The sequence below is a fragment of the Devosia epidermidihirudinis genome, from assembly GCF_000971295.1.
GTDB lineage: Bacteria > Pseudomonadota > Alphaproteobacteria > Rhizobiales > Devosiaceae > Devosia > Devosia epidermidihirudinis.
In genome coordinates this window covers 59,797-83,161 of record NZ_LANJ01000046.1, presented here as the reverse complement: position 1 = coordinate 83,161, position 23,365 = coordinate 59,797, and the positions used below count along the sequence as shown (strand labels likewise).

21 protein-coding genes and 1 tRNA gene are annotated in these 23,365 nt (G+C 61.5%); 8 read left to right on the top strand and 14 right to left on the bottom strand.

The genetic code is table 11. The annotated features are described in order from the left end of the window. Positions 1 to 7 precede the first annotated feature (7 nt). Entirely contained in the window at positions 8 to 289 is a 282-nt protein-coding gene (locus WH87_RS19690) for a hypothetical protein (protein ID WP_156458273.1), read from the bottom strand. A gap of 17 nt (positions 290 to 306) precedes the next feature. On the opposite strand from WH87_RS19690, the gene WH87_RS17050 reads away from it, so the two are divergent. Continuing rightward, positions 307 to 381: transfer RNA gene (locus WH87_RS17050), tRNA-Thr, on the top strand. A gap of 391 nt (positions 382 to 772) precedes the next feature. On the opposite strand, the gene WH87_RS17045 is transcribed toward WH87_RS17050, so the two are convergent. The 3 genes from WH87_RS17045 to WH87_RS17035 form a co-directional block, all read right to left on the bottom strand. Then, positions 773 to 1,255, bottom strand: coding sequence for a RidA family protein (locus tag WH87_RS17045; RefSeq protein WP_046138951.1), 483 nt, complete (start codon positions 1,253 to 1,255; stop codon positions 773 to 775). A gap of 68 nt (positions 1,256 to 1,323) precedes the next feature. Continuing rightward, the gene (locus tag WH87_RS17040; RefSeq protein WP_052726391.1) at positions 1,324 to 1,737 is read right to left on the bottom strand and encodes a c-type cytochrome; all 414 of its coding nucleotides are present in this window, start codon (positions 1,735 to 1,737) and stop codon (positions 1,324 to 1,326) included. A 5-nt stretch (positions 1,738 to 1,742) separates the two neighbouring features. Next, on the bottom strand, positions 1,743 to 3,341 hold the full coding sequence (locus WH87_RS17035) for a flavin monoamine oxidase family protein (RefSeq protein WP_342667190.1): 1,599 nt from the start codon (positions 3,339 to 3,341) through the stop codon (positions 1,743 to 1,745). Between the two features lie 511 nt (positions 3,342 to 3,852). Here WH87_RS17035 and WH87_RS17030 point away from each other — a divergent pair. Continuing rightward, entirely contained in the window at positions 3,853 to 4,047 is a 195-nt protein-coding gene (locus tag WH87_RS17030; RefSeq protein WP_046138953.1) for a hypothetical protein, read from the top strand. Between the two features lie 68 nt (positions 4,048 to 4,115). Here WH87_RS17030 and WH87_RS17025 read toward each other — a convergent pair whose 3' ends face one another. Next, a complete protein-coding gene (locus WH87_RS17025) occupies positions 4,116 to 4,508 on the bottom strand; it encodes a PRC-barrel domain-containing protein (RefSeq protein ID WP_046138954.1) in 393 nt (130 codons plus the stop codon). Between the two features lie 238 nt (positions 4,509 to 4,746). Between WH87_RS17025 and WH87_RS17020 the strand changes: the two genes are divergently transcribed. Further along, complete coding sequence (locus tag WH87_RS17020; protein ID WP_342667189.1) at positions 4,747 to 5,355, top strand: L,D-transpeptidase; 609 nt, start codon at positions 4,747 to 4,749, stop codon at positions 5,353 to 5,355. Between the two features lie 78 nt (positions 5,356 to 5,433). Here the strand turns inward: WH87_RS17020 and WH87_RS17015 are convergent, their stop codons facing one another. Together WH87_RS17015 and WH87_RS17010 are read right to left on the bottom strand one after the other, a co-directional pair. Continuing rightward, on the bottom strand, positions 5,434 to 6,096 hold the full coding sequence (locus WH87_RS17015; RefSeq protein WP_046138956.1) for an OmpA family protein: 663 nt from the start codon (positions 6,094 to 6,096) through the stop codon (positions 5,434 to 5,436). A 101-nt stretch (positions 6,097 to 6,197) separates the two neighbouring features. Continuing rightward, a complete protein-coding gene (locus tag WH87_RS17010; RefSeq protein WP_197410841.1) occupies positions 6,198 to 6,968 on the bottom strand; it encodes an SDR family NAD(P)-dependent oxidoreductase in 771 nt (256 codons plus the stop codon). Between the two features lie 476 nt (positions 6,969 to 7,444). Here WH87_RS17010 and hemA point away from each other — a divergent pair, with 476 nt between their 5' ends. Further along, the gene (gene hemA, locus WH87_RS17005) at positions 7,445 to 8,725 is read left to right on the top strand and encodes a 5-aminolevulinate synthase (RefSeq protein WP_046139705.1); all 1,281 of its coding nucleotides are present in this window, start codon (positions 7,445 to 7,447) and stop codon (positions 8,723 to 8,725) included. On the opposite strand, the gene WH87_RS17000 is transcribed toward hemA, so the two are convergent. From WH87_RS17000 to mscL, 4 genes are all read right to left on the bottom strand, one after another. Further along, positions 8,722 to 9,501 carry a nucleotidyltransferase domain-containing protein gene (locus tag WH87_RS17000; protein ID WP_197410840.1) on the bottom strand — a complete coding sequence of 260 codons (780 nt, stop codon included), beginning with the start codon at positions 9,499 to 9,501 and terminating at the stop codon, positions 8,722 to 8,724. The two genes, hemA and WH87_RS17000, sit on opposite strands and share 4 nt — an antisense overlap. A gap of 69 nt (positions 9,502 to 9,570) precedes the next feature. Beyond that, positions 9,571 to 10,248, bottom strand: a complete 678-nt coding sequence (locus WH87_RS16995; RefSeq protein ID WP_046138959.1) for an HAD family hydrolase — start codon at positions 10,246 to 10,248, stop codon at positions 9,571 to 9,573. 77 nt (positions 10,249 to 10,325) lie between these two features. After that, on the bottom strand, positions 10,326 to 10,961 hold the full coding sequence (locus tag WH87_RS16990; protein ID WP_046138960.1) for a response regulator transcription factor: 636 nt from the start codon (positions 10,959 to 10,961) through the stop codon (positions 10,326 to 10,328). A 268-nt stretch (positions 10,962 to 11,229) separates the two neighbouring features. After that, on the bottom strand, positions 11,230 to 11,664 hold the full coding sequence (gene mscL, locus WH87_RS16985; protein WP_046138961.1) for a large conductance mechanosensitive channel protein MscL: 435 nt from the start codon (positions 11,662 to 11,664) through the stop codon (positions 11,230 to 11,232). A 175-nt stretch (positions 11,665 to 11,839) separates the two neighbouring features. On the opposite strand from mscL, the gene WH87_RS16980 reads away from it, so the two are divergent. Next, on the top strand, positions 11,840 to 13,462 hold the full coding sequence (locus tag WH87_RS16980) for an ATP-binding response regulator (protein WP_052726392.1): 1,623 nt from the start codon (positions 11,840 to 11,842) through the stop codon (positions 13,460 to 13,462). Between the two features lie 151 nt (positions 13,463 to 13,613). Here the strand turns inward: WH87_RS16980 and WH87_RS16975 are convergent, their stop codons facing one another. Further along, the gene (locus tag WH87_RS16975; protein ID WP_046138962.1) at positions 13,614 to 14,285 is read right to left on the bottom strand and encodes a response regulator; all 672 of its coding nucleotides are present in this window, start codon (positions 14,283 to 14,285) and stop codon (positions 13,614 to 13,616) included. A gap of 265 nt (positions 14,286 to 14,550) precedes the next feature. Between WH87_RS16975 and WH87_RS16970 the strand changes: the two genes are divergently transcribed. The 3 genes from WH87_RS16970 (at position 14,551) to WH87_RS16960 (ending at position 19,899) form a co-directional block, all read left to right on the top strand. Further along, a complete protein-coding gene (locus WH87_RS16970) occupies positions 14,551 to 18,093 on the top strand; it encodes a peptidoglycan-binding protein (protein WP_082092765.1) in 3,543 nt (1,180 codons plus the stop codon). 121 nt (positions 18,094 to 18,214) lie between these two features. After that, on the top strand, positions 18,215 to 19,141 hold the full coding sequence (locus WH87_RS16965) for a sulfite exporter TauE/SafE family protein (protein ID WP_046139707.1): 927 nt from the start codon (positions 18,215 to 18,217) through the stop codon (positions 19,139 to 19,141). Continuing rightward, positions 19,138 to 19,899 carry a TIGR02186 family protein gene (locus WH87_RS16960; protein ID WP_046138964.1) on the top strand — a complete coding sequence of 254 codons (762 nt, stop codon included), beginning with the start codon at positions 19,138 to 19,140 and terminating at the stop codon, positions 19,897 to 19,899. Before WH87_RS16965 ends, WH87_RS16960 begins: the two co-directional genes overlap by 4 nt. A 147-nt stretch (positions 19,900 to 20,046) precedes the next feature. Here the strand turns inward: WH87_RS16960 and pdeM are convergent, their stop codons facing one another. Together pdeM and WH87_RS16950 are read right to left on the bottom strand one after the other, a co-directional pair. After that, the gene (gene pdeM, locus WH87_RS16955) at positions 20,047 to 20,709 is read right to left on the bottom strand and encodes a ligase-associated DNA damage response endonuclease PdeM (RefSeq protein ID WP_407060055.1); all 663 of its coding nucleotides are present in this window, start codon (positions 20,707 to 20,709) and stop codon (positions 20,047 to 20,049) included. A 41-nt stretch (positions 20,710 to 20,750) separates the two neighbouring features. Beyond that, positions 20,751 to 23,234 (bottom strand): ligase-associated DNA damage response DEXH box helicase, encoded by a 2,484-nt coding sequence (locus tag WH87_RS16950; RefSeq protein WP_046138965.1) that lies wholly within the window; start codon positions 23,232 to 23,234, stop codon positions 20,751 to 20,753. Between the last annotated feature and the right edge of the window lie 131 nt (positions 23,235 to 23,365).

Sequence of the window (23,365 nt, the reverse complement as noted above, 5' to 3'; positions counted from 1 at the left end):
AAATGGTTTACGGTTTCTTGACCGGCACCGTTTCGGGGGTCGTTTGGGGGTCTGGCGCCTGGCGCTCCGAATCGGAGCGCGCCTTGGCCTGTCCCTTGCGACGCTTGAGGTTCTCGCGAAGCTTTGCGGCCAATCTTTGCTCACGTTGGGCAGCTTGATCTGTTTTGCTCATCGGTGAACTAAATTGGGTACAAAGTGAATCGCGGTTGCTCGAAGCGGTAATAGGCGTTTTTGGGTCTTGCGTCGAGATAATGGCTATGGCAAAGGAGCCGTCGTCGCCGCCGATCACACAGATCAGCGCCAGATGCTGCCGTAGCTCAGTGGTAGAGCACCCCCTTGGTAAGGGGGAGGCCGACAGTTCAATCCTGTCCGGCAGCACCAGACAACGCCTTCAAATCATTAAATAATGCTGTTTCGCGACGATAGATCCGCGCGGGCGCCACTACATGTGACATCCGGTTCGGACCCACCGTGATTCTTGGCGCGCTGGTGCAGGCACCGAGGGTGCGTCTCCCGCCTCAGCACAGCCGATAGGGCCGCACTCCTGATCGTGGAGGCGGCGCGCATTTTGAGCGTCCCGCCGCCGCACATCGCTGTGGAGCAGCTGAAGTTACAAGATTCGATTCGTGGCACTTTTTGAGGACGCGCCCGCGGCAGCGCTGGGCGTCTATCCGCAGCCTTAGAGGCCTGCGGGTCGGATGGCGGGCTCTCTTGCTTGAGGCCTAGCCGCAAAGTCATACGGCCCGGGCGTACCGGGCCGTATGGAAGGGCGTCAGTCGCGGACGGCGACGACTTCGATCTCGACCAGCCAGTTCGGGTTGGCCAGGCCAGCGACCTGGAACACCGAACGGGTTGGGAAATTGGGCTGTTCTTCGGTGGCGAAGAACTGGGTGTAGCCTTCCATGAAACCGGCAAAGTCCATGCTGCCGCTGCTGTCTGCAACGAGATAGACCTGCATCTTGACGACATCACCCATGGTGAGGTCGAGGGCTTCGAGGTTGGCCGTGATGCGTTCGAGAACGGAAACCGTCTGAGCCTTGGTATCGCCGAACGACTCTGGGGAGCCCTGAGCGGCATCTTGGTTGGTAACGCCGGGAACCACGCCGCTGAGATAGACGAGCGTTGCTTCAGGCGGGATCTCTACTGCGCGCAGGATTGGAAAGTTCGAGCCTGGTGTTGTGTGGCGAATGACTTCGGCGCTGGCGCTGCTTGCCATTGCCAGGATCAGTCCTGCTGCCAGTACAATTTTCTTCATCGGGTCTCCTGCTAGTTGCGAGTGTAAAAAACCCGGCGCGTCGAGTGGACGCGCCGGGCAAGGTCAGATCACCGGGTTTCGGCGACCATTTCCGGGGTTGCCGGATCTTCGTTGTAGGTGTTGCCGAAGCTCGTGCGGATGTAGTTCACGACTGCAGCAATCTGGTCATCGTTCAGCACGGTGCCGAGCGCCGGCATGGCGCCGCCACCCATGGTGACCATGTAGATCGGGTATTCCGGGAACTCGAGGGTTTCGTTGCCAGCCAGCGCTGGGTACTTCCCTGCACCGACAGCGCCTTCGCCCTTGGGCATGTGGCAGCTGGCGCAAACGGCCTTGTAGATGCCTTCGCCAGTCTGCTGGGTCAGGACCGACGAGCTACCGAACCAAGCGGTGCTGTCGTCGACCTTTGGAGCTGCGTCCTGGGCGAATGCCGCACCGGTCAGCAGGCAAGCAGAGACGATGAGTGATGTGAAAACACGCATGGGTCTTACTTTCCTGCTGCGTTAGTTGCGGTTTCGTGCAGACGCGAGATGGCGTCGAGCGACGACAGGAGTGCGCCTTCCATCCAGGCTGGCAGATAGGACAGGTGCTCGCCAGCACAGACGATGCGGCGATCCATTGCCACGCCATCCTGATACTGCGCTTCCTTGTCCTGCCATGCGCCGTAGCAACCCAGGGTCCATGGAACACGATGCCAAGCCACAGCGACGCCGGACTTGAATTCCTGCTTCATCTGCGGGTGGATCTGGCTGCCGAAGTCGAGCGAACGGCTGATGCGCTCTGCTGGCTCCATCGAGGAGAACTGGTAGGCCGTTGCGCCCCACGAGTAGCAACCGAGCAGCACGCCTGGCTTCTTGGACAGATAGTCGTTCGAAGGGTACGAGATCTGCGAGATCGGCAGGTCGGTATAGGTCGTGCCACCGAAGATGTGCTCGTCTTCTTCCCAGAAACGACGGTTGAACTCGAGGCCAACCTTGATCGAGGAGTTGTACGACATCGACGAGATGACATTGGTCAGCGGACGCGCGAAGTCGTGGTCGATCTGGCTCAGGATCGAGAACGGGATCGTGCAGACGCAATAGTCAGCGGTCGTGGTGACTTCCGCATCGCCATTGGCCATGTCCTGATAGATGACTTCGACGCCATCTTCGCTCTGGCTGATCTTGGTGACCTTCTTTTCGTACTTGACGAGGTCGCCGAGGTTGGCAGCCATGGCGCGCGCGATCATGTCCATGCCACCCTTGGGCTGGAAGATCGGCATGGAGCTATTGAGGGTCTCGCTGGTTGCAAGACGGCTCCACAGGCCCGAGCTGAGCAGTGTGGACAGATCCATCACTTCATTGGCAATCGGTGCGCCATCGACGCCGCCGCCAGGTGCACGCTCGTAGCCACGACGGCCGCTTGCGTTGTTGCCCGACACGTATTCGTTGTCAGCGTTCAGGGCACCAAAGGTGCGCAGGCCGGCCAGGAGGCTGGTCTTGTCTTCTTCCGACAGGATCTCGTCCAGCGCGCCCTGATTGGTCACCTTGGAGAGCAGGTCAGAAATGTGACCGCGGAAATCGGTATTGATTTCGCGGTAGCGCACTGGCTTGCCGTCGAACGCCTTGGTCGAGTGGACATAGGCCATGTTGTTGATCTGGATGAGCGCTTCGAGCTCGACATCCAGGCGACGGCAATAGTCGATAATGCCGTAGTGGTTGTAGGGAACGCGCCATGGGCCTGGGTTGAAGTAGTTGCCTTCGGCAAAATCAACCTTCTGCACGGCCCCGCCGAGTTCTTCGTAGGTATCGCCCGAGCGCAGCGTCCAGCAACGGCCGCCTGCAACACCACGATACTCGATGACTTCGACTTCATAACCAGCGTCACGAAGCTCCATCGCGGCAACCATGCCCGCGATACCAGCGCCGAGCACCAGAACCTTGGCACCAGCTGGCGCTTGACCAAGCTTGATCGGGCCGGAATATGGGGAGGCTTGCGCCAGGCCCATCATACCCATTGCCTGATACATGACCGCTGCACCGCCGAAAGCGCCGACCATCGAGAGGAACTCTCTCCTGGTTGGGCTCTTGTTTTCTTCGACGTCCACTGCGTCCTCCATAGAAATTTAGTTTGAAATCTCAGCATTCCTTGGAATGGCAATGCGGTCCAGTGGCGCTGCGACAATAAATCTCCCAAACCACCCTCAAAATCAGGTTGCAATGTCGGACAAAGCAAGAATGAGACCACGACCAAAAAACCTTCGTGTTCCACTCCAGTTTTGATGTGAAACCGACATCAGGAGGACACCAAAGATGCACTGTCGCCGGTTACTTCGAGCACCGCGAATTCAACTCGCGATGCCCAATATTCTGACGCTCTAGTGGCAACACACATCGATAGATTACTAGGGCACCCGCATGATTCCCGCCGGACATATCTCGCGGTCTTCTAAAGGCAGGACTGAGAACCGCGGCGCGCTACGCGCACCATTGGCGCCTTAGCCCCATAGTGAGATGCCGGGTTGCGCAAATGGCACAATTGACCCGCTAGTCCGGCCATGCTGATTGCGTGCCGAGGCGTGACTCTCACCCTGATGGAGTTTGAACGTGGCGAAACGGATGAGCCGGACATTGGCGATCGAGTTGGCGGAGCGGACGCTGGCTGTGGTCAATCCGCAGAACAGGGAGCTGGCGCTGCGGGCCGGGCTGAGCCGACATGGGTTTGCGCTGGCGGGCGTGGCGTTTCCGGAAGCTATCGCGGAGCGAGCTGCGCTCGTGGCCTGGCTGCAGGACACGTTTGCGCCGAAGGACTGAATAAAAAAAGCCGACACTCGTGAGAGTGCCGGCCGCAATATAATTTGGTGCTGAAAATTTGGGGGGCGTTAGAGCCAGTACGGCGCCACACCATAGTAATCATAGAGGCGTCGACCATTGTCGGCCGTCCAGTATTCCTCATCGTCATCGAAATCATATTTCGGAGCGCCTTCGAGCTGCTCCTTGGTCACATCGACGCGGTAGCCGCCGAGGGACTGGTCATAGGTGAGCTTGGACCATGGCAGCGGATAGTGATCCGTGCCCATGCCCAGAAAGCCACCAAAGCCAAGCACGGCGTAAGACACCTTACCGGTGCGCTTTTCCAGCAGAATACGGGCAATCGAGCCAATGTGCTCGCCACGAGGATCGTAGACCTTAGTGCCTTCGACCTTGTCGGACGCGATGAGGTCGTGGGTTTCCTTGACGTTACTTTCGCCAACGCGGTTGTCGTCATAGGCCATTTTCGAACTCCTCTTTGTTGCGTGTGACAGGACAACGCGGCATTGCTGGAGGAGTTCCGGTTTACTGAAAAGTGATTATTCCGACAGTCTCCGTTAACGGCCTTTGCGGTATGAAAAGGGCCCGAGGTACGTCGCGCGGAAGCCTCCCGCATCTCAGCCCCAGTCGATTTTCATGACAAACGTCCTTTCCCTGCCTCAACAGATTTCCCGTCGCAGCTTTCTTATTGGCGGCTCCAGCTTGAGCGCTCTTGCGCTGGCCGGTTGCGCCACGGTCCCCCAACAGACCATTGCCCAGCCGTCGTTTGATCGCGCCTATGTCGAGATGTACGCCGCCCTGCCCTATGAGAAGTTTCCGGTGCCGGCGGTGGACCTGACGCGGCTCAAGCCAAGCCATTTCCGTCAATATGTCGCTGACCCAACGGGCGAGCGCCCGGGCACCATCGTGGTGGATACCGCGGCGCGCTATCTCTATCTGGTGCAGGAAGGCGGACAAGCGCTGCGCTATGGCGTGGGCATTGGCCGCGACGGCTTTACCTGGTCGGGTCGCGCCGAAATCGCCCGTAAGGCACAGTGGCCTACCTGGACCCCACCTCCCGAAATGGTGGCGCGCGATCCAAACGCTGCGCCATGGGCCAAGGGCATGCCGGGCGGCCTCGATAATCCGCTGGGCGCGCGCGCCATGTATATTTACCAGAACGGTCGCGACACCATTTATCGCCTGCATGGCACCAACGATCCCGGCACCATTGGCGAGGCCGTATCGAGCGGCTGCGTGCGCCTGATCAACCAGGACATTATCGACCTTTATGGCCGCGTACCGGTCGGCACGCCCATTCTGGTCAAGTAAGCATCGGCCAAGCGGCCAGTTGCACAAACAAAAGGGGCGGCCGCGAGGCCGCCCCTGATCATTTCAGGCGTTGCGCAATCAGCCACGGATGGGCGAGAGCTGGATTTCAACGCGACGGTTCTGTGCGCGGCCCTGCTCGGTCGCGTTCGAGGCGATCGGGCTGGACTTGCCCTTGCCTTCGATGAAGAAGCGGCGCTGATCGATACCCTGATTGGCCAGAATGGTCGCGACGGAAACCGCGCGGCGCTGGCTCAGGCTCAGGTTGTACGCGTCATTGCCCTGGCTATCGGTGTGGCCATAGACGTCGACGATCGAGCGATCATACTTCTTGAGCACGAGCGCGACCGAAACCAGGGTCTGGTTGAACGATGGCTGCACTGTCGACTGATCGGTCGCGAAGGTGATGTTGGATGGCATGTTCAGGATAATCTGATCGCCAACGCGGGTCACCGAAACGCCGGTGCCCTGCAGCTGGGCGCGCAGTTCTGCTTCCTGCTTGTCCATGTAGTTGCCGATGGCTGCGCCGGTCAGGCCGCCAACACCAGCGCCGATCAGCGCGCCAACACGTGGATCGCCACCAACAGCTGCGCCGACCAGCGCACCAGCCAGAGCGCCGCCGCCCGTACCGATCAGCGCGCCGCCGGCGGTGTTCGAGAGCTGGCTTTCGCCGGTGTAGGGATTGGTGCTGCAAGCGGTGAGAGCGAGCGTCGCGGCAATTGCGACAAGAATTTTCGACTTCATAGAATGTCCCCCTGAAGGATCATGACTGTGGCCCGTTGGTGACCATTGAATACGGCAGGATGGTGGTGAAGCAAAGAGGATGAATATGGAATGAACGCCGATCAAGCGCTCGCCCAACCACCATCGACCACAAATTGCTGCGCCGAGATCATTTTGCTGTCTTCAGAGGCCAGAAACAGCGCCATGCGCGACACATCATCGGGGAAGACATTTCCGGCCAGCGTCTGGTTGTCGGCGATGTTCTTAAGCGATGCTGCGTCGAGCCACAGCTCGAGCTGGCGCTGCGTAAGCACGGCGCCGGGGGTGAGCGTATTGACGCGAACGCCGGACTGGCCAAGTTCGCGCGCCATGGCGCGGGTCAGACCATGGGTGGCGGCCTTGGCAGTTTCGTAGACCGGGATCTTGGGCGACATGATCATCCAGCTGATCGAGCTGGTATTGATGATGGAGCCGCGTTTGGCGGCGACCATAGCTGGCGCGACGGCCTGAATGGCAAAGAAGGCGTGCTTGAGATTGACCGCCATCCGGTTGTCCCAGAAATCAGGTGTCACCTCGGACCATTCGTGGCGCATGTCGTGGGCAGCATTGTTGACTAGCACCAGCGCATCGCCATGAACTTCGGCAAAGCCGGCGATCGCGGTTTTGTAGGCCGCCAGATCGGTGATGTCGCAGGGGGTGAAGCGCACAGTGTGCCCGGCGGCGTTGAGCTCGGCAGCAAGCGCTTCACCGGCCTCGACCGCGATATCGACAAAGCCGACTTTTGAGCCCTGCGCTGCAAAATTGCGAACGAGGCTTTCGCCAATGCCCGACGCTCCGCCGGAGATGATAACGGGGGTGCCGGCCAGGCTTGGGTAGTGCGCAAATTGGGTCATGATGTCCTCCATTGAAGCTTTGTTAGCGCGGGCTTTTTCAGGCGGCAAGGGCGGGTAAAGCGCTCGAAAGCCTAAAAGACTCTGGGCCAGTACCAACTACTCATCACATTCTGAGGTACGTACGTCAAAATCCGCAATGTCTGCACTGACTTACGGGTCTGGTGGGGTTCTGCCGCCCTTCCGTAATGGTGGCTCAGCAATAAGTATGAGACGAGTGCTACCCCGGTTAACCCGCTGAGCCACATGCAGGGAAGGTTGCGATCTTCCATCACGAAACGTCCAGATGGGTTTGGCAAACGGGTGAGTCTACTTTAGAATGGCTCTCATGTTGACGGTCTCGGCCCTTGACGAAAAACGAAATGGGCTGGCGGTCTGCGCGTCGAATTGACCTATGTCAATGCACGGGTCGCAGGCCTAGATATGACCGCGTTGCGATGGAGTTGAGCCAACTCGCAGCGGACGAAAAGGACGAAAAGATGGACTATCGCAGCATTTTCGAAGATGCGGTGGATACTTTGCGGGCCGAAAAGCGCTACCGCGTATTCGCCGACCTCGAGCGTGTGGCAGGGCAATTCCCGCGCGCCATCTATCGTGACGAGGCAGACAATGCCCGTGAGATCACCATCTGGTGCTCCAACGATTACCTCGGCATGGGCCAGCACGAAAAGGTCATCGGCGCCATGCAGGAAACTGCGGGTAAGCTGGGTGTCGGTTCGGGCGGCACGCGCAATATTTCGGGTACCAACCGCCCGCTGGTCGAGCTTGAGCGTTCGCTCGCCGACCTGCACCGCAAGGAAGCCGCCCTCGTCTTCACCTCGGGCTTTGTGTCCAACGAAGCCGCTATCGCGACCATTGCGCGCCTGCTGCCCGATTGCGTGATTTTCTCTGACCAGCTCAACCACGCCTCGATGATCCAGGGCGTTCGCCAGTCGGGCATGGAAAAGAAGATTTTCCGTCACAACGACGTCGCGCATCTGCGCGACCTGCTCGCCGCGACCGACCGCAAGCGCCCCAAGCTGATCTGCTTTGAGTCGATCTATTCGATGGATGGCGACGTCGCGCCGATCAAGGAAATCTGCGATCTGGCCGAAGAGTTCGGCGCGCTGACCTATATCGACGAAGTCCATGCCGTTGGCATGTACGGCCCACGCGGCGGCGGCATCGCCGAGCGCGATGGCCTGATGGACCGCATCGACATCATCGAAGGTACGCTCGCCAAGGGCTTTGGCACGATGGGTGGCTATATCGCTGCCAACCGCGCCATCGTCGACGCCGTGCGCTCCTATGCGCCGGAGTTCATCTTCACCACGTCGCTGCCGCCAGCCTTGTGCGCCGCCGCTCGTGCCTCGATCGAGCATCTCAAGGGCAATGGCCATGAGCGCATGTTGCATCAGCGTCAGGCGCGCCTGACCAAGGCCATCCTGGCGGACGCCGGCCTGCCGGTGATGGACACCGACACCCATATCGTACCACTGATCGTGGGCGATGCACGCCAGTGCAAGGCCGCCAGCGACATGCTGCTGGAAAAGCACAATATCTATATCCAGCCGATCAACTACCCGACCGTGCCCAAGGGCACCGAGCGCCTGCGCATCACGCCGACGCCGCTGCACACCGATGAGATGGTGTTTGCTCTACGCCACGCACTGGTGAGCGTGTGGACCAGCCTTGAACTGCCACGCGAGCGGGCCGACGCGGCCATCACCGCGCGCAAGCTCACCTCGGGCGACCTGACCCTGCCGACCACCGGCGGCTAAGCGTCCGAGCGGATCACAGCATCCATAAAGCCGATCAACTCATGTCGCCGCGCTAGCGGCGACTGATAGGCCGACGCGCCGAGCGGATCAGTGCGCAGGCGCAAAGCCTCGCTGATGATCTCGGCATATTCGGGAAATACCACCAGCGCATGCGCGGCAGCTGCGGTTTTTGACGGTACGCGGGCATTGACGATTGTTGCGTGGACGCGCGCCACCCCCAATGCGCCCCACACCACAGCTTCATCGATCAGCAGCGTTTCTCCTTCAGCCGACGTCAGATGACGGCGGGCTTCCAACCAAGACCGCCAATACCCCTGCAAATTGGCGCGGCTATAATCCACGGTGGCGGCTCGGTCGACCGCGACCCAACTATCGTCGGCCACCCTACCCCGCAACGCGATGCCGTCCTCGGCCAAAACCTGCCACACCACCGGCGAGCGTTCCTCGGCAGAATTAGGGTTCACCTTGCCCGCGCGTACGGCAATTCCCTGGCCACCGGGCGGGCGTGACAGCTCACCGGGCAGCAGATAGATGCCATCGCAATCGGTGCCGGGAAATTCCTGATGCAGCGTTGTATGCGCCGTTGCCAGCGCGGCCAGCTCGATGGGCGGTGACATAACGGCGACGAAATCTATGTCGCTCTGCCCCGCCTGATAATCGCCCTGCGCCACTGACCCGACGAGGTAGAAGGCCTCAAGCTGACCCGGCAACAGCTCATCAAGCAGCCCAATCAGCCGCTGTGTGATCGTCGATACTGCCGCTGCCAGATGTGCCATCGCGCGCTCCTCCATCTGCAGAAAGCAAGCCAATTGCGCACTTTACGTGGCGGCGAGCCATGCGGTGCGTCAAGCAGCGTTCAGCGTTCCGATGACATCGATGAGCTGATCCATCGCGGTGATGGAGTAGCGTGCTGGGGACAGATCGGTGGGCCATTCGGTGGAGCTGTGAAACCAGACCGCGTTCAGCCCGGCATTGGCTGCCCCCTCGACATCAACCGCCGGATTATCGCCCACGAACACGGCATCGGCTGCAGCCACATCCAGCCGCCGCATCGCCAGTGCAAACACCGCCGGATCCGGTTTGCTCATGCCTTCCGTCTCGGACACGAGCACGACGTCGAGCAACGGCCGGAGGCCAGTGGCGTCGATCTTGCCGTTCTGCACCACGCTGTTGCCATTGGTGACGATGCCCAGTTTGAGCCCCTGCGTCCGCAGCGCGGTCAGCGTTTCCCGGGCACCGGGAGTGAGCACGACAAAGCGCGGATACACCGCCTGATAATCAGCCAGAAGCTCTGCAGCGATCGCAGCATCCAAGCCCAATTCTGCCGCGAGCTGCGGATAGACCGTGACCTTGGGCACCCTGCCCTCATCCTCGAGGCCCAGAAACCGCGTCACATATCGCGCGCGCTCGACCCCCGCTAGGCCCGCACTGTGGCGCTGATACTGGTCTTCAATAAAGGCCCTGATCGCCGCCTTGCGCACCAAAAGGGTTTCATCGAGGTCGAACAGAACGGCTTTGATCACGGCGCGTGTCCTCCAGCGGCTTGAACGCCACTGGACCATGCGCCTACCCGCCCAGCAAGCGCGGCACGCAGGCTTGATCAGCTGGTCAGCACGATGCGCATGAGATCGGCGGTGTTGCGCGCACCGAGTTTTTCCATCACGCGCGCCCGGTGCACCTCGATGGTGCGGGGAGAGATACCCAGCTCGCGTCCCGCTTCCTTGTTGGATTGACCATTGGTGATGAGCTGCAGCACTTCGCGTTCACGTGGGGTCAGCTGGGCAAAGCCGCGCACTTCTACCGGTCGGCGCCCAGCCTGCATGGCGCCGAGGTGCACATCGCGGCGCAAGGCATCGCGCACCACGCCGAGCAGGTGTTCGGTATCGATAGGCTTGCTGATGACATCGGATGCACCCAGCTTCATGGCGGTGACGGCGGCTTCGAGCTGTGGCGTGTCGGCCAGGATGAAGACCGGCGTACCCATGCGCTGTGACTTGACGCGGCGAAGCAGGCTCAACCCGCTTTCCTCTCCAAGCCGCAGATTGAGCACAACCACATCGGGCCGACGCCGTTCGATGCCGATGATAAAGTGGGTCGCATCCAGCGAGAACGTGGTCTGGAAGCCCTCAAGCCTGAACAACACGCTCAACGCTTCACAGGTGGCAAGATCGGCATCCACGATGTGGATCAGGCGGTCGCGATTGAGGAACGAGTGGTAGTAGAATTCGTCGGTCATAATACCCCCCAAGGTCTGTCCGGTTCTACGCGCGACGTTCCAACAGCAACGGCACAGTCCTGCACGACGGGCTGAGGCTATCCGGAGAATCGCAGAGGTAGTTTGCGCTAAGTGTTCGTCTCGTCCGACCGAGAGAACCCGTAGGATGAACCACCTATATACTAGGCATATTTCCCTATCTTAAGCCTGTCAACAGAATTTATTCCTTGTTATGGGACAAAAAGAAAGGCCAGCACCAACGGGCCGACCTTTCCGAATTTGACAGGATTTAGCGCGGGGTGGCGCGCAGTGCGTCACGGATTTCAGTGAGCAGCACTTCTTCCTTGGTCGGCGCTGGGGTGGTTTCCACTGGCTCTTTGGCGGCTTCGCGCTTGAGCGAATTGATGCCTTTGACAACCAGGAACAGCACAAACGCGATGATGGTGAACTTGACCACCGCATTGATGAACAGGCCGATGTTGAGGGTAGCGATGCCAGCGGCCTTGGCGGCGGCAAGCGAAGGCACAGCAACATTGTCCGGATTGGACAGAACGACAAACAAATTGGAGAAGTCGATGCCGCCGATGATGAGACCGATCAGTGGCATGAAGATGTCGTCAACGATAGACGAAACAATGGCACCAAAAGCGGCACCGATGATCACGCCGATCGCCAGATCGATCATATTGCCTTTAATGGCGAAGTCCCGGAATTCCTTAAACATGACTGCCCTTCTCACTGTGAATAACCGCTCTTCCCAAAAGCGGTCGCGCGACCTCGCGAACACAACACATTTATCACATCTATACGGAAAGCAATGGGTAGAGAGTTCAACTTGCACGACAATGGCGCGGCGCAGATAATCTGCCTCAGATCACCAAAGCCTTGGACTCGAACCCATGTCGCCCCAGACAAACGCAGCCATGGCCAGCCTCAGGCTGGCGATAGACCACATCCCGCAAGGGATTGCGGTGTTCAACAGTGGTTTGCGGCTGGTCACGTCCAACGAGCGCTACAATGAGCTGCTGCAGGTCCCAGAAGAGTTAATCAAGCCCGGTACACCGCTGTTCGACATGGCGCTCTATCTGGCCGACCGAGGAGATTTCGGCCCCGGAGACGCCGCGCGGCTGGCCATCGAGCGGATCAATCAGCTGACCGCCGCGCCGATGACGGTGTCCCAGAGGCTGGGCAATGCCGGGCAGATGTTGGAGTTCTATTCCAGTCGCCTGCCCGATGGGGGTCTGGTGATCAGCTTCGTCGATGTGACAAGCCGCGTGAAGGCCGAGCATGAGCTGGCGCGACTCAACCATTCGCTCGAGGGCCACGTGGCCGAACGCACGGCTGCGCTGACGCGGGTCAATGCCGAGCTGGAAAGCGCACGTGCCAAGGCCGATGCGGCCAATCACGATAAGACGCGGTTTCTGGCCGCGGCGAGCCACGACCTGCTGCAGCCGCTGAATGCGGCGCGGCTCTATACCTCGACCTTGATCGAGCGAGCGAAATCAACGGGGCTAGCCGATCTCGCCAATTCCATCGAGGCATCCTTGACCGCGGTGGAGGACATCATGTCAGCCCTGCTCGATATCTCACGGATCGACAGCGGGGCCCTGCGTCCTGTTCCGGCGCCAGTCAGCGCGCGCGACCTGCTCAAGAAAATCGAAGTCGAATTTGGTCCGATGGCCCGGGAACGCAACATCGCCCTGCGAATTGTCGGCAGCGATTCAACAGCGCTGGCCGACCGCACGCTGGTGGGCCGTATCGTGCAGAACCTAGTCTCCAACGCCATCAAATATACCATGCCGGGCGGCAAGGTTCTGGTGGGGGTGCGGCGGCGCGGCAATCGCATCCGGCTCGACGTGATCGACACCGGTATTGGCTTTAACAGGGACCAACACAAGCTGCTGTTTGCCGAGTTTTCGCGGCTGGAACGCGGCGCGCGCATGGCGCAGGGGCTGGGTCTTGGCCTCTCAATCGTGCAGCGCCTGGTCGCCGCTCTGGGCCTGACGCTAGAGCTCGATAGCCGGGAAGGTCAAGGCTCGCGCTTCTCGCTGTTTCTGCCCGCGACAAGGACAGTTCGGGCCCCAATCGAGACCGGCAAAGTGCCGAGCGAAACCAGCTTTGGCGTCATCAATCTCAAGATTCTCTGCGTCGACAATGAGCGCAATATTCTCGAGGCCATGGAGGGGCTGCTGACACATTGGGGCTGCGATGTGCGCACAGCGTTATCGCTCAAGCAGATCGACCGTGAAGGACTGCTCGACGGCTGGTATCCCGACCTGGTGCTAATGGATTATCACCTCGACCAGACCTCTGGCCTCGATGCCATCGAATGGCTAAGGCACAATCTAGGCGGGCACTTGCCGGCGGCGCTGGTGACGGCGGACCGCAGCCCGGCCGTGCGCGCATTGGCCGAAGAACGTGGTATTGCCGTGGTCACCAAGCCCGTTAAACCCGCCGCATTGCGGGCTGCAATCAGCGGCCTGGCCAACCAGACCGGGCGCATGGCAAAGCGGGTCGGGTAAAGGACTGCCTGAGATTACGACGGCGCGGCCACTGCCATACGTCGCCCTACCGCCGCTCGTCACCCTCGGGCTCGACCCGAGGGTCCTTGCAGACCAGCAGCAAATGCAGAGTCCGGGTCAAGCCCGAGGGTGACGACCTGTGGGTGAAACCCTAAACCTTCTCGGCACCCGTCGCGAACAGGGCCTCAAAGTGCCCTTCCTCGATGCGCGATGCGGCGATCACGGCCTGCGTGCGGCTGTCGACGTCGAGCTTTTGCAGAATGGCCGAAACGTGGGCCTTCACGGTAGCTTCCGAAATCGTCAGCTCATAGGCGATCTGCTTGTTCATCAGGCCATCGCTGAGCATCATCAGCACACGCACCTGCTGGGGCGTGAGGGTCGCGAGACGACGCATCAAGGCTGTATAGCTGTCGTCGGCACCAAGCGTTGTCCCTTCGGGGATGAACACTTCGCCTGACAGCACGGTTTCGATGGCGCGGCGGATTTCAGTCGGCCCCACAGACTTATGCAGGTAGCCAGCCGAGCCAAGCTCGAAGGCGCGACGAATCACGGTGGTGTCCTCGACTGCCGAAATGATCATCACCGGAATATCAGGGTATTGGGCGCGCAAGAGCAGCAGGCCCGAGAAGCCGCGAACGCCGGGCATGTTGAGGTCGAGCAGCACCAGATCGCAATCGCGGTCGGCGTCAAGGGCGGTACTGAGCCCCGCCAGATCACCGGCTTCCTCGACATTGACCGTGGCGTCGCCACCCGAAAGGGTCTGGCGCAAGGCGGCGCGGAACAGAGGATGGTCATCGACGATGATGATACGACGGCGGGTCATGGACAGGCTCTCCCAGGGCACGAGCGCGACGGGGCAACCCCGAGCACGCAAGACCTCTCTAGCAAATCACTCAATCGACAGCCATTAGCGATAAGGACAAGACCCTATGAGCCGGCGCGAGATCACGGATAATCAACACTTAGAAGGGGTCGGATTCGCAATGTGAGTGGGTATTTAACGGGTTCTTTACCATGTTTTCTCAAGAGTAGGCTTTAATCTCCGTGTTGAATCGCGGGGTGAGTGCTTCTCATGACAGGGACTGACCATGGCCCGCGCCTACCCACTTTCGGATATGTCCGACCCAGCTCATGAGCCTCATCCGGGCGAATGGCAGGCGTTGCGCGGCGAACTCGTGGCTCTGCTCGATCAGGTCGAGGGGCGCTATGCACGGGTTGAAGAACCCGAACCAGCAATGGCCGGCTTTGCACAACGCGTTCGCTCCCTGCGTGAACAAGTGGTCACGCCAGAGCCGACGGTCCGTCGCCGCGAGGCGCTCCGCACCGTCAAGCGCGCCGTAGATCGCTTCAGCGAACGCGACGACACTCTGGTCAGCGACGAGCATGACGCGCTCAGCTCAGCCATCGCCGAAATTCGTGGCCGACAGATGTCGGCCTCCGCACCCGCCCCTGCGCGCCGTTCGGCAGAGATGCCGGAACTGCGCGATCTGACCTCGCTGGTGACCGGCCTGTCGGGCCGTCTTGAGCGGCTGGAAGGTGAGCTGAAGGCGCAGCGCGGCAATGGCAGCGTTCGCGAAGTCGCCATGCAGGTCGAACAGCTGACCCATGTGGTTGAGCTACTGGCCGGTGCTGTCGGCGAGACTGGTCAGGTCAAGCGGCTTGAGGCGCAGATCGGTGCGCTTGCCGCGATGATCGAAGATGGTCCACGCGTCGATCTCTCCACCATCAACAATCGCCTCGACGACGTTTCGGCCACTGTTGGCAAGCTTGCCGAATTGCAGGCTGAGCAGATGGAACGCGAAATCGTGCGCGAGGAGCGCAAGGCCAGCGAGCCCGTCCGTGACGGCGCCGAAGTGCTGGTTCCGGTGATGGACGCAATCGAGCAGAGCGTCCGCAATGTCTATGACCGCATCGACGCCATCGAGCGGAACGTGGCGCTGGGCTCCAACGACTTTGAACGCCTGACCTCTGAGCTGTCGGCCTTCACCCTGGCGATGAAGGACCGCGACGCTGCGCCGGACCTGCTGATTGGTAAGGTGGACGAGATTGCCGCCCGCATTGGTGGCCTCGACAGCTCCAACCGCGACATTGCCGGCCTCAAGTCAGATATTTCCGATCTGCGCGATGCCGTCATGTCGGGCATCGAGCCCCGCTTCATGCGTCTCGAAAGCCAGATCGACGCACTGTCCGACCGCATCGTGCCAACTGACACGACGCAGGTCGAAAACCAGCTCAAGCTGCTGATGGCGCGCATGGACGAAACCGGCGCGCAGCTGAACACGCTGGCGTCGCTGTATTCGAACCAGGAAGGCCCCGATTTCGAGGCTCTGGCCACCATGGTTGCCGAGCGCACCAGCGAAGCGGTGACCCGCAAGTCGCCCTCGCCTGTTGCCATGTTCGGCCCCGACAGCCTCAAGAGCATCGAAGATCGCCTGACCTCGCTGATCAAAAGCGCGGGCAAGACGCCGGACTATGACGCTCTGGCCGATCTCGTCGCCGAGAAGACATCTGCTGCCGTCGCCAAGACCAGCGCACCAGCCGGCGCCACCAAGCTTTCCGATGAAAGCATGGGTGCACTCGAAACCCGTATGACCGCGCTGTTCAACACGGCTGGCAAGGAAACGGCTGAGCGCCTGACCCGTCTTGAGGCCACGCTGAGTGCACGTCAGGCCAAGGCCGCGACTGAGACCAGCAAGGCCGCACCGGCTGTTGCAAAGGCAGCGTCGACGGCAGCCGCCACGGTAACCGCCGCACCCGCTGATGAGCCAGCAGAAGAGGCCCGTATCGAGGCGATGCTGACCGCGCTTGCCGGTCCCAAGCTCTCCGCCAAGAGCGACACTATGCCGGCCAATCCAGCCGATGATGCGCCGCTGATCGATCCGGGCTTCAAGGACCTGGCGCCCGTGCGTACCGCAATCGAGGCCCGCAGCACCGATCGCGCACGCCCGAACCCGGCTGCACCGCGCTTCAACCCCGCCGATGCCGAATTGCCACCGCGGCCCAAATCGAGCTTTGCCGGGGCAGAAGCGGATCCATTTGCGCCGCGCCCGGCTGAAGCTGTGCCGCAGGTTGAAGCGCCTGCGTCCCACAACAGCACCAGCACCTTTGTTGCCGCTGCTCGTCGCGCCCAGCGGGCCCGTCAGGATGGTGGTGCGGCTGCGGTGTCTGCCAATTCGGCCATCAGCCGCGCCTTGTCGCGCTTCCTGCCAGAGAAAGACGCCGCCCCCGCGGTTGTCGATCAGCCCGATGTGCCGGCCAAGGCCAAAAAGCCTGCCAAGCCCGTCCGCGAAAAGAAGGCCCCAAAGGCCGAGCCTGTCGCGGCGCCAGAACCGGCCCAGTTCGCTTCGGTCACCGATGGCGACGTCAGCATTGAGACGACAGAAACGCAGCAGAGCTTCCTGATCCGTTACCGTCGCCCGCTGCTGCTCTCGGCTGCGCTGGTGGCCGTGTCGCTCCTGGCGCTCAATCTTGTCATGCAGCGCAGCGGTGGCGACGCCACTCCGGCCCCGGCTACATCCGCTGCGGCCGCCGACGTTCCAGAGCCGACCGAGCCTGCGCCCGCCAGCAATCCAGCGCCAACCGCCTCTGACGAGGTGTCGTTGGTGCGGCCCGAAGCGCGCGTTATCGACATGCTCGACAATACCGCAGTGGGCTCGATCACTCCTGCCTCCGCTGGCTTCACCAAGCCAACAGCGTCGACAGCAATGCCATCGACACTGGTGGCGACCCCACCCAGCGCGCTGCCGGCAACGCCTGCGACGCCCGCCGCCATTGCCTTCGAGCTGCCGCCCGAAAGCGTTGGTCCGCTGGAATTGCGTCAGGCCGCCGCCGATGGCGACGCCCGGGCGCAGTTTGAAATTGGCGCCATCTACACCGAAGGTCGTGCGGTCACGCAGGACTATGCCGAAGCCGCGAAGTGGTACGAGCGCTCCGCAGCGCAGGGCTTCGTGCCCGCTCAGTATCGCCTGGGCAACCTCTATGAGGGCGGCACCGGCGTCGACAAGGATCTCGAGCAGGCAAAGCTCTGGTACCAGCGCGGCGCGGAAGCGGGCAACCGCATGTCCATGCACAACCTCGCCGCGCTTTACGCCAGCGGTCAGCTGGGCGAGCAGGAGTTTGAAGCGGCTGCCGAATGGTTCCAGCAGGCAGCTGCCCGCGGCATGACCGACAGCCAGTTCAACCTGGGCATGCTCTATGCCCGTGGCCTGGGCGTCGAGCAGGATTTCTCGCAGTCCTACAAGTGGTTCTCGCTGGCCGCCCGCAGCGGCGATGCCGATGCCGCCAAGGCGCGCGACGATATTGCCAAGTCCCTGTCGTCGGAAACGGTCAGCGCGGTCAACGCCGAGCTTGCAGGCTGGAAAGCGGAATCAATCGATCTGGCGGCAAACTTCGCGCCGCTCGGCACTTGGACCGACAAGTTCGACCCCGGCCAGGCAATCAAGACCCGCGATGTGGTGTCCAAGGTGCAGCAGGCGCTGACGCGCCTCGGCTTTGATGTCGGTTCGCCCGATGGTGTTGCCGGCCCCAAAACCGCCGATGCCATCAAGGCCTTCGAGCGCGGCACAGGCATGACAGAGGTCGGTGCGGTCAATCCGCGCCTGCTCGCCGTGCTGGGCAGCCAGCCGGTCTGATCTGTTTCAAAACATTACGCAAAAAAGTGAAGGCCCCCATCAGAAGATGGGGGCCTTTGACCTATTGTTGACAGACCTCGGGTTAGGGTAGCGCACAACCTATCTGTGAACGGACTTGATCTTGCAGATTTATCTGCCGATCGCTGAGCTTTCCATGAACCTCTTTTTCCTTGTGGGAATTGGGGCGGCTGTGGGATTCCTGTCGGGCCTGTTCGGCGTGGGCGGCGGCTTTTTGCTGACGCCACTGCTGATTTTCTCGGGCGTTCCGGCGCCGGTGGCCGTGGCTTCGGTGACCGGTCAAGTGGTGGCCGCGTCCACCTCTGGTGCGCTCAGTCACTATCGCCGCGGAGGCATAGACCTCCATCTGGCAATGTATCTGGTGTTGTCGGGTGTCTTAGGGGCCTTTGGCGGGGTGGCGACCTTCGCCGTGCTCCGCGACGCCGGCCAGCTCGACCTCTTCATTTCGCTCGGCTTTTTGATCCTGCTCGGCTTTGTCGGCACGCTGATGCTGATTGAATCGACGCGCGCAATCCTCAAGCAGCGCAAGGGCATCGTCGTTCGCGACCGCCTGCCCAATCAGCACAGCTGGATTCACGGCCTGCCGATGCGCGTGCGGTTCAAGAAATCGCGGCTCTATATTAGTGTCCTGCCGGTACTGGTGATCGGGCTTTTCATCGGCTTTGTCGGCTCGCTACTGGGTATCGGCGGTGGCTTCATCATGGTGCCTGCGCTGGTCTACCTGCTGCGCGTGCCGGGCAATGTCGTTATCGGCACGTCGCTGGCGCAGGTTGTGGCGATGATGGCCGCAACCACCATTCTGCACGCCGTGCAAAGCCAGAGCGTCGATATCCTGCTCGCCTTCTGCCTGATGGTGGGCGGCACAGCCGGGGCGCAGTTTGGTGCTTCGGCAGGCAAATATCTGCGCGGCGAACAGCTGCGCGGGTTGCTCGCTATCCTCGTGCTGGCCGTGGCCATCCGCTTCGGCCTTTCGCTGGTGCTGGCTCCGGCCGACGTGTTCAGCATGGCGGTGCTGGGGGCGCGGCAATGATGCGTTTGCTCGCCCTGTTCGCGATCCTGTTTGGACTGGTGGCGCCGGCCCACGCGGCCCGCCTTGTGTCCCAGGTATCGAACGACACGGTGGAGATCACCTCGAGCTTTGACGGCGAGCGCATGAGCTTTTTCGGCCAGATCATGCCCGATGCCGGTTCGACCGAGAAGGTTGTCGAAGGACCATTCCAGACCATCGTGGTGGTGCTTGGCCCAACCCAGAACCGGGTGGCGCGGCAAAAGACCCACAATTTCGGCATCTGGCTCAATACAGATCAGGTCGAATACAAGAATTTCCCGAGCTATTTCCATGTCTTGGCCAGTGCACGGCTTAAGGACATCACCGACGTCACGACCCTTACCACCAACTACATCCTGCCCGAGGCGCATACGCTGATGCCCAGTGGCGTCGACTGGTGGAAGAGCGCCGTTTTCGGCCGCGAACTGGTGCGGCTGATGACCGAGGAAGGCCTGTTCGGCATTCAGGAAAATGGCGTCAACTTCCTGTCGGACAACTTCTATTCGGCGCGCCTGACCCTGCCGAGCAATGCCCCACCGGGCCCCTATATCGCGCTGACCTATGTGTTCAAGAACGGCGAAATCATCGCGCGCAAGTCCGAGGGCTTCTCGGTGCGCAAGATTGGCTTCGAACGGTTCCTGGCGCTGTCTGCAGTACAGCAGCCGCTGCTCTACGGCATCATCTGCGTGCTTCTGGCGCTGGTCACCGGCTGGCTGGGCGGCGTGCTGTTCAAGCGGTAGTTGGGTGAGAAAGAATACCCCCTCCTACCCTCCCCCTGAAAAGGGGGAGGAACTACATCGCGGAATGGACACGATCTCCCCCAACCCACCGGCCGTGTCCCTCCCCCTATCAGGGGGAGGCTAGGAGGGGGTATCCGCGCAAAAAATCTATCCCCGCACCAGCCGCTTGGGGCTCACCGGATAGGTGCGATCCCTCCCCAGCATCGTCACCTCCAGCCCCGGCCAGTTGAACAGGCCAATGAAGGCTGGCGACATGATGTTGATCGAGCCGGTGGATGCGCCATAGGCGGGCAGGATCATCAGGCGGTTGTCGTGGACGAAGCACGGGCGGCGGGTGGAGCGGCCTTCGATGTGAATATGCGCGGCAGGATGGAGATGCCCGGAAATCAGGCCCGCTGCGCCGCGTCGGGGCTCGTGCGTCAGCGTCAATCCGGCCAGTTCCAGCTCGGGCAGGCAGGTGCCGCCGATGGCGTGGGGGGCGGGATCGTGGTTGCCGGACAGCCAGATGCAATCGACAATATCGGTCAGCGCATCCAGTCGCATCCGGTCGGAATGCGTTAGCAGACTGCTAGCATCGGCGCGGTGAAAGCTGTCGCCGAGCGAGATGAGACGCTTTGCGCCCGTGCGGCGCAGATCGGCCTCAAGCCGCGCCAGCGTCATGCCGGTATCGTAGGGCGGCAGCATCTGGCCGCGACGGGCGAAGCTGCTCATCTTTTCCAGATGTAGATCGGCCACCAGCAAGGTTTGCTGGCCCGGCCAATGCAGCGCCCCCGATGGGAGCGGTTCAAAATTATGGCCGGCAAAGCGCAAGATCGGGGTCTCCGTAATCTCGGCTTTATATAGAGGCTGGCTCAAATCTGGCCCATGGCTTCGCGGATCAATTCGTCGGCAGCATCAGCCATAGCCGATTCGCGGCCTTCCCCGAAAATGGGCTCCTTGCCGATATCGAGCATGAGGGGCACGGCCAGCGGGGAAACCCGCTCCAGCGGCTTGTGCACGATATGGCTGCGAATGCGGCGCAACATGTCGCCCAGCCGCTCGATATCAAGCAAGCCGCGCGCCGCATCATGCCGGGTTGCCTGAATGAGGATGTGATCGGGCTCGTGCTGATAGAGCACGTCATAGATCAGGTCCGACGACATGGTGATCTGCCGCCCGGTCTTTTCCTTGCCGGGGTGACGGCGCTCGATCAGCCCGGCGATGATGGCGCAGTTGCGGAAGGTGCGCTTCATCAGGGCGGACTCGTCGAGCCAGTCTTCGAGATCATCGCCCAGCATGTCCTCGGAAAAGAGATCATCGAGGGAAAGCCGGTCGGTGCGGATCAATCCCGAGAGATCGCCCAGTCCCCAGATGGCCAAGGCATATTCGGAAGCGATGAACCCCAGAGGCCGGGCGCGGGCGCGCTCAAGCCGTCGGGTCAACAGCATGCCCAGGGTCTGGTGCGCCAAACGCCCCTCGAAGGGATAGCAGACCATGTAGTTCTGCGCGCCGCGCGGGAAGGTTTCGACCAGCAGGCTGTCGCGCCGGGGCAGTACTGAAATATCGCGCTGCAGGCGCAGCCAGTCGCTGACCTGATCGGGCAGCTTGGTCCATTCCTCAGGGCTATCCATGATGCGGCGGACGCGCTCGGCCAGATAGGTCGAGAGCGGAAACCGGCCACCCATATAGGATGGGATTTTGGGATCGCTGGCCTGCGCCCGGCTGACGAAGGCCTCATTGTCCTTCATGCCCTCAAAGGCGACGATTTCGCCGCCGAACATGAAGGTGTCGCCGATCAGCAGGGTGCCGAAGAAATATTCCTCCATTTCCCCCAGCACGCGCCCGCCCGCGCCGATGGGTCCGGTGGTCTGGCCCTTTTTGAAGCCCCTGCCACGCACCAGTCTCACGCGCACCATGGGCTCTTCAACAATGGTGCCGATATTGAGCCGGTACTGCTGGGCGACCTGCGGATTGGCGATGCGCCAATGGCCGTCCTCGGTTTTCTTCAGCCGTGCATAGCGCTCATAGGCGCGCAGCGCATAGCCGCCAGTGGCGACGAAATCGAGCACCCGGTCAAACTGGGCGCGCGGCAGATCGCGATAGGGCCAGGCGCGGCGGATTTCCTCAAACAGCTCATCGGCCAGAAACGGCTCGGCACAGGCCATGCCAAGAACATGCTGGGCCAGCACATCATAGCCACCCGTGATGGGGTCTTCGCTGTCCTGATGACTTTCCGCGACGGCTTCCAGCGCCGCTTCGCACTCCAGCACCTCGAAACGATTGGACGGCACCAAGAGGGCCTTGGACGGTTCATCGAGCCGGTGATTGGCCCGGCCAATGCGCTGCAGCATGCGCGAGCTGCCCTTGGGCGCGCCCACTTGCACCACCAGATCGACATCGCCCCAGTCGATGCCCAGATCGAGCGTCGAGGTACAGACCACCGCCTTGAGCCTGCCCTCGACCATGGCGCTTTCGACCTTGCGGCGCTGCTCGACCGAGAGCGAGCCATGATGCAGGGCAATCGGCAGCATGTCGTCATTGATGGCCCAAAGGCCCTGAAACAGCATCTCGGCCTGGCTGCGCGTATTGACGAAGAGCAGCGTGGTTTTGTGCAGCTTGATGGTCTCGTAGAGATCGTGGTGGGCGTAATTGGCCGAGTGCCCGGCCCAGGGCAGGCGCTGGCTGGTGTCGAGAATTTCGAGCACGGGCGGCGCACCGCCGGACGTGGTCAAGAGATGGGTTGGCTTGTCCGGCAATGGCTGCGCGATCCAGTCGCGCAACAGATCGGGCCGGGCCACGGTGGCGCTGAGCGCGGTGATGCGCAGATCGGGCGCGAGCTTGGCCAGCCGCGCCAGGGCCAGCGACAGCAGTTCGCCGCGCTTGCTGGTCACCAGCGCATGCAATTCGTCGAGCACGATGCGACGGAGCGAGCCGAACAGCAGTTCGGCCTGCGGATGGCTGAGCAGCAGCGCGATCTGTTCCGGCGTGGTCAGCAGAATATGGGGCGGCTTGACCCGTTGGCGGGCGCGGCGGGAGGCAGGCGTGTCACCCGTGCGGGTTTCGACCTTGATGGGCAGGCCCATTTCCGCGATCGGCGTCGTCAGGTTGCGCGCCACGTCGACAGCGAGAGCCTTGAGCGGGGAAATATAGAGCGTGTGCAGGCCCTCGAACTCCCCGTCCACCAGATCGCTCAGCGTCGGCAGAAACCCGGCCAGCGTTTTGCCGGCACCTGTGGGGGCAATCAGCAGCGCCGAGGCCTTGGCATGCCAGCTCTCCAGCACCGCCAGCTGATGCTCACGCGGCGCCCAACCCTTTGCGGCGAACCAGTCGGTGATGACGGGAGGAAGGTCAGTCAAGAGTACCCCCACCTAACCTCCCCCTGAACAGGGGGAGGAACTGTGTGGTGCTGGTGAACTGATAGCGCCCCAAACTCGATTGGCTCCTCCCCCTCATCAGGGGGAGGCGGGGTGGGGGTATGGGGCGTGCA

Bases quoted from the DNA above. Each gene is read 5' to 3' on its own strand.
- WH87_RS17045 (WP_046138951.1), bottom strand. From the start codon at position 1,255: ATGAAGAAAATTGTACTGGCAGCAGGACTGATCCTGGCAATGGCAAGC.
- WH87_RS17040 (WP_052726391.1), bottom strand. From the start codon at position 1,737: ATGCGTGTTTTCACATCACTCATCGTCTCTGCTTGCCTGCTGACCGGT.
- WH87_RS17030 (WP_046138953.1), top strand. From the start codon at position 3,853: ATGAGCCGGACATTGGCGATCGAGTTGGCGGAGCGGACGCTGGCTGTG.
- WH87_RS17025 (WP_046138954.1), bottom strand. From the start codon at position 4,508: ATGGCCTATGACGACAACCGCGTTGGCGAAAGTAACGTCAAGGAAACC.
- WH87_RS17015 (WP_046138956.1), bottom strand. From the start codon at position 6,096: ATGAAGTCGAAAATTCTTGTCGCAATTGCCGCGACGCTCGCTCTCACC.
- WH87_RS17010 (WP_197410841.1), bottom strand. From the start codon at position 6,968: ATGACCCAATTTGCGCACTACCCAAGCCTGGCCGGCACCCCCGTTATC.
- hemA (WP_046139705.1), top strand. From the start codon at position 7,445: ATGGACTATCGCAGCATTTTCGAAGATGCGGTGGATACTTTGCGGGCC.
- WH87_RS17000 (WP_197410840.1), bottom strand. From the start codon at position 9,501: ATGGCACATCTGGCAGCGGCAGTATCGACGATCACACAGCGGCTGATT.
- WH87_RS16990 (WP_046138960.1), bottom strand. From the start codon at position 10,961: ATGACCGACGAATTCTACTACCACTCGTTCCTCAATCGCGACCGCCTG.
- mscL (WP_046138961.1), bottom strand. From the start codon at position 11,664: ATGTTTAAGGAATTCCGGGACTTCGCCATTAAAGGCAATATGATCGAT.
- WH87_RS16980 (WP_052726392.1), top strand. From the start codon at position 11,840: ATGTCGCCCCAGACAAACGCAGCCATGGCCAGCCTCAGGCTGGCGATA.
- WH87_RS16975 (WP_046138962.1), bottom strand. From the start codon at position 14,285: ATGACCCGCCGTCGTATCATCATCGTCGATGACCATCCTCTGTTCCGC.
- WH87_RS16970 (WP_082092765.1), top strand. From the start codon at position 14,551: ATGGCCCGCGCCTACCCACTTTCGGATATGTCCGACCCAGCTCATGAG.
- WH87_RS16960 (WP_046138964.1), top strand. From the start codon at position 19,138: ATGATGCGTTTGCTCGCCCTGTTCGCGATCCTGTTTGGACTGGTGGCG.